Annotated in this window: 16 protein-coding genes and 1 tRNA gene; 2 read left to right on the top strand and 15 right to left on the bottom strand. The window is 66.1% G+C overall.

Going from position 1 to position 16233, the window contains the following annotated elements; genetic code table 11:
- Positions 1-17: 17 nt before the first annotated feature.
- From G474_RS0106450 to G474_RS23260, 12 genes are all read right to left on the bottom strand, one after another.
- Positions 18-749, bottom strand: a complete 732-nt coding sequence (locus tag G474_RS0106450; RefSeq protein WP_026686255.1) for a M48 family metallopeptidase — start codon at positions 747-749, stop codon at positions 18-20.
- Positions 733-1485, bottom strand: a complete 753-nt coding sequence (locus G474_RS0106445) for a lysophospholipid acyltransferase family protein (protein ID WP_026686254.1) — start codon at positions 1483-1485, stop codon at positions 733-735. The genes G474_RS0106450 and G474_RS0106445 overlap by 17 nt, the downstream gene beginning before the upstream one ends.
- Positions 1482-2021: a D-glycero-beta-D-manno-heptose 1,7-bisphosphate 7-phosphatase gene (gmhB, locus tag G474_RS0106440; protein ID WP_026686253.1), complete on the bottom strand. Its 540-nt coding sequence runs from the start codon at positions 2019-2021 to the stop codon at positions 1482-1484. The genes G474_RS0106445 and gmhB overlap by 4 nt, the downstream gene beginning before the upstream one ends.
- A 10-nt stretch (positions 2022-2031) precedes the next feature.
- Positions 2032-4152, bottom strand: a complete 2121-nt coding sequence (gene glyS / locus G474_RS0106435) for a glycine--tRNA ligase subunit beta (RefSeq protein WP_026686252.1) — start codon at positions 4150-4152, stop codon at positions 2032-2034.
- A 1-nt stretch (position 4153) separates the two neighbouring features.
- Positions 4154-5110: a glycine--tRNA ligase subunit alpha gene (gene glyQ, locus G474_RS0106430; RefSeq protein WP_026686251.1), complete on the bottom strand. Its 957-nt coding sequence runs from the start codon at positions 5108-5110 to the stop codon at positions 4154-4156.
- 122 nt (positions 5111-5232) lie between these two features.
- The gene (locus G474_RS0106425; protein WP_043463478.1) at positions 5233-7221 is read right to left on the bottom strand and encodes a methyl-accepting chemotaxis protein; all 1989 of its coding nucleotides are present in this window, start codon (positions 7219-7221) and stop codon (positions 5233-5235) included.
- Positions 7222-7427: 206 nt separating this feature from the next.
- Positions 7428-8918, bottom strand: a complete 1491-nt coding sequence (lnt, locus tag G474_RS0106420; RefSeq protein ID WP_245589317.1) for an apolipoprotein N-acyltransferase — start codon at positions 8916-8918, stop codon at positions 7428-7430.
- Positions 8915-9778, bottom strand: a complete 864-nt coding sequence (locus G474_RS0106415) for a CorC family transporter (protein WP_026686248.1) — start codon at positions 9776-9778, stop codon at positions 8915-8917. The genes lnt and G474_RS0106415 overlap by 4 nt, the downstream gene beginning before the upstream one ends.
- Positions 9779-9800: 22 nt before the next feature.
- Positions 9801-10244 carry an rRNA maturation RNase YbeY gene (ybeY, locus tag G474_RS0106410; protein WP_026686247.1) on the bottom strand — a complete coding sequence of 148 codons (444 nt, stop codon included), beginning with the start codon at positions 10242-10244 and terminating at the stop codon, positions 9801-9803.
- Position 10245: 1 nt separating this feature from the next.
- On the bottom strand, positions 10246-11241 hold the full coding sequence (locus tag G474_RS0106405; RefSeq protein ID WP_245589316.1) for a PhoH family protein: 996 nt from the start codon (positions 11239-11241) through the stop codon (positions 10246-10248).
- Complete coding sequence (gene miaB, locus G474_RS0106400; RefSeq protein WP_026686245.1) at positions 11231-12568, bottom strand: tRNA (N6-isopentenyl adenosine(37)-C2)-methylthiotransferase MiaB; 1338 nt, start codon at positions 12566-12568, stop codon at positions 11231-11233. The genes G474_RS0106405 and miaB overlap by 11 nt, the downstream gene beginning before the upstream one ends.
- An 11-nt stretch (positions 12569-12579) precedes the next feature.
- The gene (locus G474_RS23260; RefSeq protein ID WP_156919181.1) at positions 12580-12930 is read right to left on the bottom strand and encodes a hypothetical protein; all 351 of its coding nucleotides are present in this window, start codon (positions 12928-12930) and stop codon (positions 12580-12582) included.
- Positions 12931-13003: 73 nt separating this feature from the next.
- Here G474_RS23260 and G474_RS0106390 point away from each other — a divergent pair.
- Positions 13004-13080, top strand: a tRNA-Met gene (locus G474_RS0106390).
- Positions 13081-13156: 76 nt separating this feature from the next.
- On the opposite strand, the gene ylqF is transcribed toward G474_RS0106390, so the two are convergent.
- The 3 genes from ylqF to G474_RS0106375 are packed head-to-tail and all read right to left on the bottom strand — an operon-like array spanning position 13157 to position 15222.
- Positions 13157-14056, bottom strand: coding sequence for a ribosome biogenesis GTPase YlqF (ylqF, locus tag G474_RS0106385; protein ID WP_026686243.1), 900 nt, complete (start codon positions 14054-14056; stop codon positions 13157-13159).
- Between the two features lie 60 nt (positions 14057-14116).
- The gene (locus G474_RS0106380) at positions 14117-14320 is read right to left on the bottom strand and encodes a tautomerase family protein (protein ID WP_026686242.1); all 204 of its coding nucleotides are present in this window, start codon (positions 14318-14320) and stop codon (positions 14117-14119) included.
- Complete coding sequence (locus tag G474_RS0106375; protein WP_026686241.1) at positions 14308-15222, bottom strand: DMT family transporter; 915 nt, start codon at positions 15220-15222, stop codon at positions 14308-14310. Before G474_RS0106375 ends, G474_RS0106380 begins: the two co-directional genes overlap by 13 nt.
- Positions 15223-15319: 97 nt before the next feature.
- Between G474_RS0106375 and G474_RS0106370 the strand changes: the two genes are divergently transcribed.
- Entirely contained in the window at positions 15320-16228 is a 909-nt protein-coding gene (locus tag G474_RS0106370) for a LysR family transcriptional regulator (RefSeq protein WP_026686240.1), read from the top strand.
- Positions 16229-16233 lie beyond the last annotated feature (5 nt).

The raw sequence follows: 16233 nt of genomic DNA, 5'->3' as shown, positions 1-16233 counted from the left end.
TTCCTTGAATAGGGTGGCTACAGGGCCGGCAGACCCGGGGCCAGCCGTTTCAGTTCGGCCCGGGCCCGGCGCCAGTCCGGATAAAGCTGCTCCACCACAGACCAGAAGCGGGGGCTGTGGTTCATTTCCTTCAGGTGGGCCAGTTCGTGGGCCACCACGTAATCGATCAGGGCCAGGTCGAAGTGAGCCAGGCGCCAGGACAGCCGTATCTCCCCGCGGCTGTTGCAGCTGCCCCAGCGGCTCCGGGCCGAGGACAGGAACAGGGGCGGCGTGGGCACCCCCAGACGCGTGGCGTAACAGGCCAGACGCTCCTGGAACAGGGCCTTGGCCCGGGGTTTGAGGAGCTGTACCAGGGCCTGCTCCAGGCTGCGTCCCGGGGGCACGGCCAGTTCCACCCCTCCCGGGACCCAGCGGCTGCGCCCGGCATCCGGACGCAGCTGCAGCGCTAGCCCGGCCCCGAGCCAGGGAATGGAACTACCCGCCGCCAGGGGCGAGGCGCCAGAACGCCCCTGCCAGGCCGCCAGCTTTTCCAGCACCCAGGCCCCGTGCTTGTGCAGCAGGGCCTCGATGTCCCGCAGGGAAGCGCCCACCGGCGCCCCCACCCGCAAGCCCCGGTGATCCACGCTCAAGCCTATGGTGCGGCGCCGGCTGCGGCGCAGCTGGTAGGACACCGACTGCCCCAGGATCTCCAGGCGGCAGGGCTTTTCCCCTGCACTGCCGCTACGGAACAGGCTAGGCCGGCCCGGCATCCGCGCCACCTGCGGCCGGCGGGTAACGGTGCGGGGAGAGCACCCGCATCTCCCCTTCGATCCAGGCTTCCACCGCCCCGTTGACCTGGGCATCCTTCAAGCCCTGGGTCTCGATGGCCGGACCGATGCTGACGGTGATGGTGCCCGGACGGATCAGCAGGGCCTTCTTGGGCCAGACCTCACCGGCATTGTGGGCTACCGGCAGCACCGGGGTCCCGGTCTTGGTGGCCAGGTAGGCCGCCCCCGGCTTGTAGCGCACCTGCTGACCGGGGGGCACCCGGGTGCCTTCGGGAAACACCACCACCCAGATGCCCTTGGCCAGCCTGTCCTTGCCCTGCTCCAGCATCTGCCGCAGGGCTTCCTTGCCAGCGCTGCGGTCGATGGCGATCATGCGCAGGGCCGCCAGGCCCCAGCCGAAGAAGGGAATCCGCAGCAGCTCCTGCTTCAGGACGAACACCGTGGGGACGAAGATTTCCTGCAGGGCCACGGTTTCCCAGGCCGACTGGTGCTTGGCCAGCACCAGCACCGGCTGGGGCGGAATGTTCTCCCGTCCCTTGATCACCATCTTCACCCCCAGCACCCAGCGGGCCAGGCCCATGAACCCATGGCGCCACAGGCCCACCACGAAAAAACGGGCCCGCAGGGGCAGCAGGGTGAGCAACACCAGGGCCACGCCGAAAGGAATGGTGAGCAGGGTCACCAGGAACCAGAACAGGGAGGAGCGCAGCAGGATCATGAGCGCCCCAGGATGAAATCCACGGCAGCCGCCAGATCGGCGAACTCCAGGGTTCCTTCGGGCAGACCGCCCTCCTCCCGGGTCCGCTCCCCCTTGCCCGTATGCACCAGCAGGGGCAGGCAGCCCATGGCCGCCCCGGCCTGCAGGTCGCGCAGGGAATCCCCGACGCAGGGCACCCCCTTCAGGTCGGCGTTGAAGCAGTCGGCAATGCGCTTGAACATGCCCGGCTTGGGTTTGCGGCAGTCACACTGGGAATCGGCCGCGTGGGGGCAGTAGAAGATGGCATCCACCCGGCCCCCGGCTGCAAACAGGGCCTTGTGCATCTTCTCGTGGATGGCGTTCAGGGTGTCCATGTCGAACAAGCCCCGGCCCACCCCCGACTGATTGGTGGCCACCAGCACCTTGTAACCGGCCTGATTGAGGCGGGCGATGGCTTCCAGGCTGCCGGGAATGGGCTTCCACTCCGCCGGGCTCTTGATGAACTGGGCGGAGTCGAAGTTGATGACCCCATCGCGGTCGAGGATGACGAGCTTCATGGCCGCAGGCTCAGGCCGACAGGCGGGAAAGGTCGGCCACCTGGTTCATGGCCAGGTGCAGCTTGGCCAGCAGCCCCAGACGGTTGGCGCGCAGGGCGGGATCCTCGGCATTGACCATGACCCCGTCGAAGAAGGCATCCACCGGGGCGCGCAGGGCGGCCAGGGCGGTCAGGGACTCGGTGTAGTCGCCGGTGACGAAAGCGGCGTCGGCACGCGGCACCACATCCACCAGCGCCTCGTGCAAGGCCACTTCGGCGGCTTCCTTGAGGAGGGCATTGTCCACCACCGGCTCGACCGGGTTTTCCACCTTCTTCAGGATGTTGCCGACCCGCTTGTTGGCGGCCGCCAGGGCGGCGGCTTCCGGCAGCGCCGAGAAGGCGCGCACGGCGGCCAGGCGCTTGGGAATGTCGCCCAGGCGCTGGGGCCGTTGCGACACCACCGCATCGACTTCCTGGGCCGTGTAGCCCTGCTCGCGCAGGCTGCCGGCCAGGCGGTCGTAGATGAAGTCAGACAGTTGCCCGGTGGCCGGCTTGAAGCCCTCGACGCTGTCGAACTTGTCGCCGACGGCGGCGAGCATGGCTTCCAGGGGCAGGTCCAGGTTGCCCTCGGCGAGCATGCGGATGACGCCCAGCGCATGGCGGCGCAGGGCGAAGGGGTCCCGGTCGCCGGTCGGAATCTGGCCGATGCCGAACATGCCGACCAGGGTTTCCAGCTTGTCAGCCAGGGCCACCACCGTGCCGACCTGACCGCGCGGCAGCGTGTCGCCGGCGAAGCGGGGTTTGTAATGGTCTTCGATGGCATCCGCCACGTCGGCGTTCAAGCCGTCGTGCTGGGCGTAGTAGCGGCCCATGATGCCCTGCAGCTCGGGGAACTCGCCCACCATGTCGGTGAGCAGGTCGGCCTTGGCCAGCACGGCGGCCTGTTCGGCCTGCTGCACCAGGACACCGCCACCCAGCTTCTCGGCGATGGCACGGGCGATGGCAGCAACCCGCTGGACGCGCTCCCCCTGGGTGCCCAGCTTGTTGTGATAGACCACCTTGGAGAGGCCGATGACACGGCTTTCCAGCGACTTCTTGCGGTCCTGATCGAAGAAGAACTTGGCGTCGGCGAGGCGCGGGCGCACCACCCGCTCGTTGCCGCCGATCACGGCGCTGGCATCGGCCGGGCTGATGTTGCTGACGACGAGGAACTTGTTGGTCAGCTTGCCGGCGGCGTCCAGGAGCGGGAAGTACTTCTGGTTGGCCTTCATGGTGAGAATCAGGCATTCCTGGGGCACGGCAAGGAATTCCTGCTCGAACTGGCCAATCAGCACGTTGGGACGTTCCACCAGGGCAGTGACTTCGTCCAGCAGGGCGTCGTCCTCGATGGGCTTGCCACCCGCCTGGGCGGCGGCAGCGGCGAGCTGGCGGGCGATTTCGGCGCGGCGCTCGGCAAACGATGCAATCACGGCGCCGTCGCGCTTCAGGGTTTCGGCGTAGCTGTCGGCGTCGGCGATGACCACCGGATCGACGGCCGCTTCAAAACGATGGCCCTTGGTGGCCTTGCCGGATTGCAGGCCGAGCACGGAAACCGGCACGACTTCGCTGCCATGCAGGGCCACCAGACCATGGGCCGGGCGGACGAAATTGACACTGCTCCAGCCGTCGGCCAGTTGGTAGCTCATGACCTTGGGAATCGGCAGGGCGGCCAGCGCGGCTTCGACGGCCTTCTGCAGGCCTTCGGCCAGGGTCGCCCCCTTGGCCAGGCTGTCGTAGAAGAGGATGTCGGCCTTGCCGTCGTTTTCGCGGCGCAGGTTGGCGACGGCGCTTTCGGCGGCACCCGCATCCACTCCCAATCCGGCCAGCTTCTTCAACAGGGCCGGCGTGGCCTTGCCACTGGCGTCCAGACCAACCGCCACCGGCATCAGCTTCTGCACCACCGGCTTGTCAGCGGCGACGGCGGCAACGCCGGTCACGTGCGCGGCCAGGCGGCGCGGCGAGGCGTAGGCGGTGACGGTCGCCCCCTCGGCGGCGAGGCCATCCTTCTTCAGGGAAGCAGCCAGGGCCGTGGCAAAGGCTTCGCCCAGCTTCTTCAGGGCCTTGGGGGGGAGTTCTTCAACAAACAGTTCTACGAGGAGATTCTTCGACGACATATCAGGCAGCTTTCTTGGCGTTCTGTTCGGCAAGCTTGGCGAGGACTTCATCGGCCCAGGCCCGGGGGGCCATGGGGAAACCCAGGCGGGCGCGGGATTCCAGATAGCTCTGGGCGACGCTGCGGGCTAGGTTGCGGATGCGGCCAATGTAGGCGGCGCGTTCGGTCACCGAGATGGCGCCGCGCGCATCGAGCAGGTTGAAGGTGTGGGCAGCTTTCAGCACCTGCTCGTAGGCCGGCAGGGCCAGCTGGGCGCCCATCAGGTGCAGGGCGGTTTCCTCATGCTTGCCGAAGGCGTGGAAGAGGAATTCCACGTTGCTGTGCTCGAAGTTGTAAGTGGATTGCTCGACTTCGTTCTGGTGATACACGTCGCCATAACTCAGGCCGTCGGTCCAGACCAGGTCATAGACGTTCTCGACGCCCTGCAGGTACATGGCCAGACGCTCGATGCCGTAGGTGATCTCGCCGGTGATGGGCTTGCAGTCGATGCCGCCGACCTGCTGGAAGTAGGTGAACTGGGTCACTTCCATGCCGTTCATCCACACTTCCCAACCGAGACCCCAGGCACCCAGGGTCGGGTTTTCCCAGTCGTCCTCGACGAAGCGCACGTCGTTCTTCTTCAGGTCGAAGCCGAGGGCTTCCAGGGAGCCCAGGTACAGCTCCAGGATGTTGTCGGGAGCGGGCTTGAGCACGACCTGGTACTGGTAGTAGTGCTGCATGCGGTTGGGGTTTTCGCCGTAGCGGCCGTCCTTGGGGCGGCGCGAGGGCTGCACGTAGGCGGCTTTCCAGGGCTCGGGGCCGATGGCGCGCAGGAAGGTGGCGGTGTGGCTGGTGCCGGCGCCGACTTCCATGTCGTAGGGCTGGAGCAGGGCGCAGCCCTGGTTGCTCCAGTACTGCTGCAGGCGCAGGATGATTTCCTGGAAGGTGGGTTTCTTGTCAGAGGCGTTGCTGGCGGTCATGGGACGCACTTGGAAGACGGAAAGGCGCCAATTTTACTTGCTTTTGCGCCTCCGGCGGACGCTTCCGCCCCATGAAGCCGGGAAACTCCGGCATGGCGGCCCTGGCGGGCCGCCCCTTTCCCTCACAAGCGGAAGTGCCCCACTTCGCCTTCCAGGGCATCCGCCAGGTCGGTGAGCTGACCGGCGTTGCCGTTGACCCGGTTCGCCACCTGCTCGGTTTCTTCCGCCACCTGGGCCGCGGCCTCCACCCGCTGGGCGATGTTCTGGGCCGCCGCCGACTGCTCATGCACGGCGGAGGCGATGTCCCGTACCGACAGGGCGATCTGGCGGGTCACCTGGTCGATCTTCTCCAGGGCGGCTTCGGCGTTGGAACTGGCCTCGCCCCCCTGGCGGGCTTCCTGGACCGCGGTGCTGATCACCTTCTGCACCCCGCTCACCCCGTCGCTGACCCGGCCCAGGATCTGGCCGATTTCGCCGGCCGACTTGGCCGACTGCTCCGCCAGCTTGCGCACTTCGTCCGCCACCACGGCGAAGCCGCGCCCCACTTCCCCGGCCCGGGCCGCCTCAATGGCGGCGTTCAGGGCCAGGAGATTGGTCTGCTCGGCGATCTGGCGGATGGCATCCACCACCCGCCCGATCTCGGTGGAATGGGCGCCCAGCACCTCCACCTCCGCCAGGGCGGAGCTGACCCGCTCTTCCACCTGGCGCATGGCGGTGATGGCCTCCAGGGTGACCTGCTTGCCCAGGGCCACCTCGCTCACGGCGCTGCTGGCGAAACTGTCGGTCTGACGGGCCGAGTCGGCCACCTGGTCGATGGAAACGGAGAGCTCCTCGGAGCTGGCGCTCATGTCGCTCACGGTTTCGGAAAGCTGGCCGATGCTGCCCTGGAGCTGGGCCGCCGAGGAGGCCATGTCCACCGCACACCCCTTGAGGCTGCCCGATGATTCCCGCAAGGTGCCCACCAGGGTCCCCATGGCCGCAGCCGTGTCATTGACCTGCCGGGCCACCAGGTGGATTTCGTTGGCGGAGCCCGGCAGCACCGGAATGCGCCGGCCCAGGTTGCCCGATCCCAGATCCGCCAGCCCCCGGGTGACTTCGCCGATGGGCTTCAGCTGGGCCCGCACCAGGAGGGCGATGGCCCCCAGGAGCAGCAGGGCGAACAGCCCCAGCCCGCCCAGGATGATGTTGCGGATATGGTCGTAGGGCGCGGTGAATTCATCGGTCCACGAGCCGGTCGCCACGATCCAGTGCAGGGCCGGCACCTCCCGGAACACCACGATCTTCTGGCGCTGGCCGCCGGCCCCATCTTCCCAGTCGTAGAACATCAGGCCGTTCTTCTGGGCCAGCACCTTTTCCATGATCTCCTTGGCGCCGGAATTACCCAGCTCGGAAAAACCCTTGCCCTCGAACTTGGGATGCACCACGAAGCGGCCTTCCTTGTTGTCGCCGGCCACCTGGGCCACCACGTAGGGATAGCCGGTCTTGCCCACCACAATGGAGCGCAGCTTGTCCTTCAGGACCGCCACATTGGACTCCGCATCCATGCGCAAGGTGATCACGCCGATGATCTGGCCGGCGGCATCCTTCACCGGTTTTGCCGCCAGGGCGTACATCTTGCCGGAACGCTCCAGGGTACCGGCGTAGAGCTTGCCCTCCGACACCACCTTGACGTAGTTGTCGGTGACCTCCTCCCCGTCCCGGAAACGGCCATCCTTGTTCTTCAGCAGGGTGGTGGCCCGGAAGAAACGCTCCCCGTCCCGCACCAGGAAGGCCGGATCCTGCCCCGGATTGGCCTTGCGGAAATGCTCCAGGTACTCCTGATTGGCACTGGCGCGGATGCTGCCGAACACCAGCTCAGGGCGCTCCTGGCCGCCCAGCGTCACCTTCTGGCCGGTCAGACGCCCCTGGGGCAGATCGGCGGCAAACTGTTCCAGGGCGGCGGCAGCCCGCTGCTCCAGGGTGTCCTGGGCATATTCCAGGGTGCGGCTGATGAGATCCACTTCCACCTTCAGGGAGGATTCCACCTCCTGCACGGCAATCTGCCGGGTATAGGAGGACAGGAATACCGCCAGCACGGCGATGGAGAGCAGGCAAAGTACAGAAATCCCCAACAACAACTGCCTTCCGACCGGCAGCAGCAACAAACGACCCAACATATCTTTCTCCCGTGCGCGGCGCACCCTGGTTTTACATCATGTTTCAGTGCGCAGATTTATACGGGATAGCCCACCCACAGGCTTGATACGGGTCAAATACTTCCACAAAAATGAAACAAAAAGCACAAACTCACGACATCTCAAAAAATAAGCATATTCTTCTAATCTTTCCTACGCCCGACCCAGGCTGCGCCCAGGCATCCCAGGGCCAGCAGCAGGGCCCCCAGGTCCCCCAGCCGGGCATAGGGAGTCAGCCCCCCGTAACCCTGCACACTGGCCTCCAGCACGGCCGTGGTGAAGGGCTCCAGCACCGCCTGGACCCACCCGTCCGGCCCCACCACGGCGGTCATGCCGGTGTTGGTGGCGCGCAACATGGGCCGCCCGGTTTCCAGGGCCCGCAGCTGGGCAATCTGCAGATGCTGAGCCTGGGCCAGGGAGCGCCCGAACCAGGCGGTATTGGACATATTCACCAGCAGGGTGGCCTGAGGCACGGCCGGCAGCAGCTCCCGGCCGAACAGATCCTCGTAGCAGATATTCACCGCCACCTGCTGCCCGGCCAGTGCCAGGGGCGGCTGCGGCACGGGGCCGGCGCTGAAACTGGACATGGGAATACGGGCCAGCTGCAGGAACCAGGCAAAACCCGGAGGAATGAACTCACCGAAGGGCACCAGATGGGACTTGGAATATTGCTGAGTGGGAGCAGCGCCAAAACTCACGGCGCTGTTCCAGTAGGAGGCCCCCGCCCCGGTGGGCACTCCCAGGAGCAGGTCGCCCTCCTGGCGCCGGGCCAGCGCCTTGAGCTCGGCCAGGTAATCCTGGGGCACGTAATCCAGGAAGGCGGGCAAGGCCGTCTCGGGCAGCACCGTGAGCCGGGCCGGGTGGGCCGCCACCAGATCCCGGTACAGGAGCAGGGTGGCCTGGAAACGTTCGGGCTGCCATTTCAGGTCCTGGGCGATGTTGCCCTGCACCAGGGCGACACTGACGACCTCACCCCGGGCCTCGGTCCATGACATCTGCTGCAGCCCCCAGCCCCCCGCCAGCAGCAGGCAGAGCCCCGCCCAGCCCCGCAGTCCACCCAACAGACAGGCCCCAGCCAGGGCCGTGAGCAGGGTCAGCCCATAGACCCCGAACAAGGGACCGTAACCCGCCAGGGGACTGGGCGGCGCCTGGGCATAGCCCAGGGCCAGCCAGGGAAAACCGGTGAACAGCCAGCCCCGGAGCAGGTCCGCCAGGGCCCACAGCCCGGCAAACAGCAGGGCCTGACGCCCCAGGCCAGCGGGCAGGAAGCGGCGGAACAGCCCCCCGGCCAAGGCAGGGAAAAGGGCCAGGTAGGCACAGAACAACAGGGTGGCCAGGGCTGCCAGGGGCATGGGCATGCCCCCGAAGGCGGAGAGGCTCACATAGACCCAGGAGACGCCGCCCAGAAACAGCCCCAGGCCAAAGGCGCCGCCCCGCCAGGCGGCCTGACGCCAGCCGTCGGCCCGGCGCCAGAGCTGGAACAGCAGGGCCAGCAAGAAGGGTAACAACCAGAACTGAGCAAAGGGGGCAAACCCCAGGACGGCCAGCCCGCCCGCCAGGAAAGCCGTCAGCGGGGCCCATCGCCCCTGCAGCAAACGTCCCAGGCCCGCTGCCGGCTGCGGCAAGGGGCTCAAGCCCCGTCCCGGGGCCCGGGTTCGGCCTCGGCCGCTTCCCGGCGCGGGTCCACTACCAGGGTATACAGACGACGGCTGTCGGCACGCAGCACGTGAAAACGCATGCCATCCACTTCCACCAGTTCGTTGCGCTTGGGCACCCGGCCCAGCTGGCGCAGGATCAGGCCGCCCACCGTATCGAATTCGTCGTCGGAAAAATGGGTGCCGAAGGCCTCGTTGAAGTCCTCGATCTCGGTCTGGGCCTTGACCCGGTAACGGCCGGCCGCATCCAGACGGATGTTGTCGTGGGCCTCGTCGAAGTCGTATTCGTCCTCGATGTCGCCGACGATCTGCTCCAGCACGTCCTCGATGGTCACCAGGCCGGCCACGCCGCCGTATTCATCCACCACGATGGCCATGTGGTTGCGGGACACCCGGAATTCCCGCAGCAGCACGTTGAGGCGCTTGGATTCGGGAATGAACACCGCCGGCCGCAGCCAGTCCCGGAGATTGAAATCCTTTTCCAGGTGGATGCGCAGCAGGTCCTTGGCGAGCAGGATGCCCAGCACGTTGTCCCGGTCCCCATCCACCACGGGGAAGCGGGAGTGGGCGGCCTCGATGACCACGGGAATGATTTCGGAGAGGGGGTCGTTGACGTCGATGACGTCCATCTGGGCCCGGGGCACCAGCACATCGGTGACGCGGGTTTCGGAAGCCGCCAGGGCGCCCTCGATGATGGTGAGGGCATCGGCATCCATGAGGTTCCGCTCGTAGGCGGAGTGGAGGAGCTGGAGCACCTGCTCCCGGTCCTCGGGCTCCCTCAGGAGCAGGGAGGAAAGTCGTTCGAAAAAACTAGGTCGGGGCGAACTGGGACTGTCCATATCGTTGAATGTGTGACGGAAATTAGGCGTAAGGGTCAGGATAACCGAGGCTGGCGAGAATTTCCCGCTCCCGCTGCTCCATGGCCTCGGCGCTGTCGTCCTCCTCGTGGTCCCAGCCCTGCAGGTGCAGCATGCCATGGACCACCAGGTGGGCGTAGTGGGCTTCCAGGGACTTGCCCTGTTCGGCCGCTTCCCGGGCCACCACGTCCGGGCAGATCACCAGGTCGCCGAACACCCGGGGTTCGGTGTCGTAGGGAAAGGAGAGCACGTTGGTGGCGTAGTCCTTGCCCCGGTATTCCCGGTTCAGTTCCTGGCCCTCCTCCGCTTCCACCAGGCGGATGGTCACCTGGCCGCCCCCTTCCAGGGCCGCCCGGGCCCAGCCGCGGAACTGGGGACGAGAGGGTAGGCCTTCCTTGTTACAGGCGTATTGCACGGAAAGGTCGAAGCGGCGGCTGGCGGTCTGCATGTCAGTGAGCTGCGTGAGAATTCTGCTGGTTTTCGTAGGCGGCGACGATGCGCGCCACCAAGGGATGACGCACCACATCTTCCTTCAGGAAGCGGGTGATGGCGATGCCGCGCACGTCCTTCAGGACCTCTACCGCATCCTTGAGACCGCTCTTCACCCCCTTGGGCAGGTCGACCTGGGAGGGGTCGCCGGTCACCACGGCCTTGGCGCCGATGCCGATGCGGGTGAGGAACATCTTCATCTGTTCGGGCGTGGTGTTCTGGGCCTCGTCCAGGATGATGAAGGCGTGGTTCAGGGTGCGGCCGCGCATGAAGGCCAGGGGCGCGATTTCCAGGGCGCCCTTCTCGTAGAGCTTGGTGACCCGGTCGAAACCCATCAGGTCGTAGAGAGCGTCGTAGAGGGGGCGCAGGTAGGGATCCACCTTCTGGGCCAGGTCCCCGGGCAAAAAGCCCAGGCGCTCGCCGGCTTCCACCGCCGGGCGGGTGAGCACGATGCGCTCCACCAGGTCCCGCTCGAAGGCATCCACGGCACTGGCCACGGCCAAGTAGGTCTTGCCGGTGCCAGCGGGACCGATGCCGAAGGTGATGTCATGCTCCTGGATGTATTTGAGGTATTCCACTTGGCGCGGCGTGCGGCCGTGCAGCTCGGCCTTGCGGGTCACCAGCTGGGGGCCATCCACCGGGCTATCCGGGGTGGAGATGCGGCGCAGGGGGGCGTTGCGGATCTCGATCAGACCCAGCTGGATGTCATCCACGCTCAGGCTAGCCTCTGCCCGGGCATAAAAATGTTCGAGAATCTGCACGGCCTGGGGCGCCGCCTCGCCGCGCACGGTGAAGCGCTCACCCCGGCGGGATACGGTCACATCCAACGCCGTTTCGATCTGGCGCAGGTTTTCGTCCAAGGGGCCGCACAGATTGGCCAGACGGAAGTTGTCCAGGGGCGAGAGCACCAGGTCCAGGGGACTGTTCTTCACCAGGGAGGCTGACTTAGTCTTCACGGATCACCACTTCCCCCCGCAGGGAATGGGGCAGGGCCTCGGTGATCTTCACTTCGACGAAGTGATGGATCTGGCGGGGATTGCCGACGAAATTGACGATGCGGTTGTTGTCGGTGCGACCGGCCAGTTCACCTGGATTCTTCTTGGAAAGGCTCTCCACCAGCACCCGCTGGATGCTGCCCACCATGGCTCGGGAAATAGTCTGGGCGTGTTCCTCGATGCGCTTTTGCAGGCGGGTGAGGCGGGCCGACTTGAGCTCGGCCGGGGTGTCGTCGGCCATCTCCGCCGCCGGGGTGCCGGGACGGGGACTGAAGAGGAAGGAGAAGGATGTGTCGAAGCCCACCTCGTCGATGAGCTTCATGGTCTTCTCGAAATCCTCCTCGGTCTCGCCGGGAAAGCCGACGATGAAGTCGGAGGAAATGGCGATGTCCGGCCGGGCAGCCCGGAGCTTACGGATCACCGACTTGTATTCGAGGGTGGTGTAGCCCCGCTTCATGGCCGCCAGCACCCGGTCGGAACCGGCCTGGACGGGCAGGTGCAGGTGGGAGACCAGCTTCGGCACCCGGGCATAGACATCGATCAGCCGCTGGGTCATCTCCCGGGGATGGGAAGTGGTGTAACGGATGCGCTCGATGCCGGGCACCTCGGCGATGTACTCGATCAGCATGGCCAGGTCGGCCGTTTCGCCACTATCGCCGATCACGCCCTGGTAGGCGTTCACATTCTGGCCCAGCAGGGTCACTTCCCGGACACCGGAATCGGCGAGACCCGCCACTTCCGCCAGCACGTCGTCGAAGGGCCGGGAAATCTCTCCGCCCCGGGTGTAGGGAATGATGCAGAAAGTGCAGAACTTGGAGCAGCCCTCCATGGCGGAGACGAAGGCGCTGGCGCCCTTGACCTCGGCCGGAGGCATGGCATCGAACTTCTCGATCTCGGGGAAGGAGATGTCCACCGCCGGCTTGCCCTTCTCGCGCCGCTCGGCGATCAGCTGGGGCAGCCGGTGCAGGGTCTGGGGACCGAACACCAGGTCCACATAGGGAGCCCGGGACACGATGGCCTCCCCCTCCTGGCTGGCGACACAGCCACCCACGCCGATCAGCAGGTCGGGATTCAGCTTCTTCAGGTGCTTGATACGCCCCAGGTCATGGAAGACCTTTTCCTGGGCTTTCTCGCGCACCGAGCAGGTGTTGAACAGGATGATGTCCGCTTCTTCGGGATTGTCGGTCTTGACGACCTCTTCCTGGGCGGCGAGCACGTCGGCCATCTTGTCCGAATCGTACTCGTTCATCTGGCACCCGAAGGTGCGGATGAACAATTTCTTGGGCATAGGGAAAACTACTATTGAGAATCGAGGGCAGCCACTTCGGCCGGAGTCAGCAACCAGATCCGCCAGACATTGCCCATTCCGTCCATCTGGTAACGGACCTGGACATCGGTCCCGACCATGGTCGGGATGACGATCATGTTCATTTCATTGCGGATCTGCAGCGCCGGTGCCACAGGCAGGGTCTTGCCATTGATGACCACCTGTCCCATGGAGGGAGGGCCCGCCAGCTTCCCCGTGGCCGTACCGGAGGGGAAGGGACGTATCAGCGCGGTCTGCACGGGCTCGGTCGGAGTCGTGGGAGACTCCAGGATGGCCGTGACGATGCTGCTGACGATGGCGGAGGCGATTGAGGACGCAGGCATGTGCGGGATTATAGCCCAATGATTTTCAATGTTGACCAGATTCTTCCTCCCCCCTATAATCCGCCGCCTCGTTGGTGATGTAGCTCAGACGGTTAGAGCGATGGATTCATAACCCATAGGTCGGCAGTTCGATTCTGCCCATCACCACCAAAGAACCCATGACAAAGGCCAGCTCCCCGGAGCTGGCCTTTGTCATTTCATCCCTAACCAGGAAGCCCGGTCTGCATCAGGCCTCAGGGTCTGCCTCGGGCACCTCGGTCCTGGCTTGAGCTGCGGCCAGCATGGCAGCCCGGGTGGCCGGGGTTTCCAGGCTGATGCGGCCGATGGCGCCACTGCGGTAATCGGTGAGCAGGATCAGGGCGGCCTTTTCCAGGTCCAGCCCGCCCCCCTTGACGCGGCAGCCCCGACGTTCGGCAATGGTCTCCACCAGGCCGGCGCCATCCAGGCCGGCCACCGGGCATTTGTAGCGCGCGGTGAGCAGGTCCCCATAGCGGGCCAGCAGCAGGTCGCCGAGGAAGGCGGCCACTTCCTCCTCGATCACGGCATTGGTGCCGATGGCGTGGCTGGCCGCCAGCATGTAACCGTCCGAGTCGTGTTCGATCTTGGGCCACATCAGGCCGGGCGTGTCGGTCAGCACCATGCCCGGCCCCAGGTCCAGGGTCTGCTGGGACTTGGTGACGGCGGGCTCATCCCCCACCTTGGCCACCTTCTTCTTGAGCAGGGCATTCATGAGGGTGGATTTGCCCACGTTGGGGATGCCCATGATCATCATGCGCAGAGGCTTGGTGAGATCGTTGCGGTGCGGCGCCAGCGTGCGGCACAGGCCGGGGATGCGGCCCGGCTCGGCGGGATTCTTGCAGGACAGGGCCACGGCCTTGACCCCGGGCTGGCTGTTGTAGAACTCCAGCCAGGCCGCAGTGGCTTTCGGATCAGCCAGATCGGACTTGTTCAGCACCTTGAGGCAGGGCCGCTGCCGGAAATCCCGCAACTGGCGGATCATGGGGTTGCAGCTGGCCTCGGGAATGCGGGCATCGAGAACCTCGATGACCACATCGGCCTTGGCCAGGGTCTCGGCGGCCTTCTTGCGGGCCGAGGTCATGTGGCCGGGGAACCATTGGATGGGCATGGTGGGTGCGAAGAGAAAGACAGCGGGCCATTATCGCATCCTCCCCGGACTTTCCCCCATTCAGTTGCCGCGCTGGCGGCGCAGGGTAACTGTTTCCCCGCCTATGCCCCAGTTGTCGGTCTCCACCTCGTCGATCACCACCACGGTGGTGGCGGGATTCTTGCCCAGCACCTCCTGCAGCAGCCGGGTGACGCCGGCGATCAATTCGGCTTTCTGGGTCGCGGTGGCGCCTTCACGGGTGATCTTGATATTCACGTAGGGCATGGAACACTCCTTTTCAGTCGGGAAACGGGTCGGGCCGCCAGGCAGGCACCGGTGGATACGAGGAGCAGCCCGGCCAGCAGCCAGGGCGTCATGGGCTCACCCAGCAGGGGCACAGCTGCCACGCCGGCCAGGACGGGGACCAGGGCGATCATGGCGCCGGTGCGCTCGGCCCCGAGGATGGCAACCGCCTTGAGAAAGAGCAGCATGGCGACGATGGTGGGACCTATGCCCTGATACAGCCCCTGCACCAGCAGCACTTCCAGAGGCACCGCATCCAGGGCCCGGGGCAGGAACAGGAAATAGACGGGCAGGTACAGCAGGGCCGAAGCCAGGGCCACGAAGCGGGTCAGGAGCCAGGGGCTGTAGCCCCAGTGCCGGGCCAGGACGCTGTACAGAGCCCAGACCAGGGAAGAAGCCAGGATCAGGCCATCACCCTGGAGCAGCGCCGGGGACCAGTCCTGCCGCCCCGAGAGCAGGGGCCAGACCACGCAGGCCAGGCCCAGGGCGATGGCCCCCAGCCCCAGCAGACGCTCCCGGGCCAGGCGGGTGCCGAACAGGGCCCCGGCCACCCCCGCCACCAGGAAAGGCTGCAAACCTGGCAGCAGGATGGCCCCATGGGCTGCCGGGGCCCCCGTGAAGCCGGCATAGACCAGCAAACCGTAGAGCAGCCCGGCCGAGAGGGCCAGGGCCCACAGGCGCGGGTCCCGCCAGTGGCTCCACCCCAACCCCCGGCAGAAGGGCAGCAGGAACAGGCTGGCGGTGGCCAGACGCAGGGCCAGGATGTCGTAGGGAGTCAGCCCGGTCTTGCCGCCCCAGCGGGAGAGCAGGATGAAACCGCTCCAGATCGCCACGGTCCCGGCTCCCGCCAGATAACCCGTGATGCTGCCCTGTTCTTTTTCCATGAATTGCGCCTCGCCAACATCGAAAGCCGTACCTTAAGCTGGCGCAAGAATCCCGTAAAATGAATAATAAAGATCAAATTCATCACGGAAAGAGAACATGGATCTGGAAGACCTGCACATATTCCGCACCGTGGTCCAGTGCGGCGGCATCACGGCGGCAGCCGCCCAGCTGCACCGGGTCCAGTCCAACGTGACCACCCGCATCCGGCAGCTGGAGGCGGATCTGGGGGTAAGCCTGTTCGTGCGCGAGCAACGCCGCCTGCACCTGGCCCCCACCGGCCGCCTCCTGCTCGACTACGCGGAACAGCTGCTGACCCTGGCCGCCGAGGCCAGGCAGGCAGTCACCGATGACGCGCCCCGGGGCCGCCTGCGCCTGGGTTCCATGGAAAGCACGGCAGCGGCCCGCCTGCCCGGGGTGATGGCCAGCCTGCATCAGGCCCATCCGGCCGTGGAGCTGGAGCTGCAGACTGGCCCCACGGCCCGGATGACCGCCGCCGTGCTGCAGGGCCGGCTCGACTGCGCCCTGGTCAGCGCGCCCATCCACGATGAACGACTGGCGGTGCATCCGGTATTCACCGAGGAACTGGTGCTGGTGGCCCCCTTGCAGCATCCCCTGGTGACCTGCCCCCGGGATCTGGCCCCCCGCACCCTGCTCACCTTCGAAGCGGGCTGTGCCTACCGGCTGATTCTGGAATCCTGGCTGGCCTCCCAGGGGGTGGTGGCGGAAAAGGTGGTGGAACTCTCCTCCTACCACACCATGCTGGGCTGTGCCGCCGCCGGCATGGGCATTGCCCTGATCCCCGCCAGCCTGCTGGAACGGCTGCCCGAAGCCCGGCACGTGAGCCGGCACCCGCTGCCGGCCCCCATCGGCCAGGTGGATACGGTGCTGATCCACAAACGCCAGGGCAGCAGCGCTGCAACCCGGGCCCTGCTGCAGGCCTTGCGCCAGTCCGGCCCTGAAGTCTCCAGCCTTGAAACAACAGGGGAAAAGCCCCGGCCCGCCTGACGGCA

The sequence above is a fragment of the Azovibrio restrictus DSM 23866 genome (assembly GCF_000429665.1).
In the GTDB taxonomy this organism is placed as follows: Bacteria; Pseudomonadota; Gammaproteobacteria; order Burkholderiales; family Rhodocyclaceae; genus Azovibrio; species Azovibrio restrictus.
Note: the sequence above shows the minus strand (reverse complement) of the source record. Positions and strands in the feature narration are given on the sequence as shown.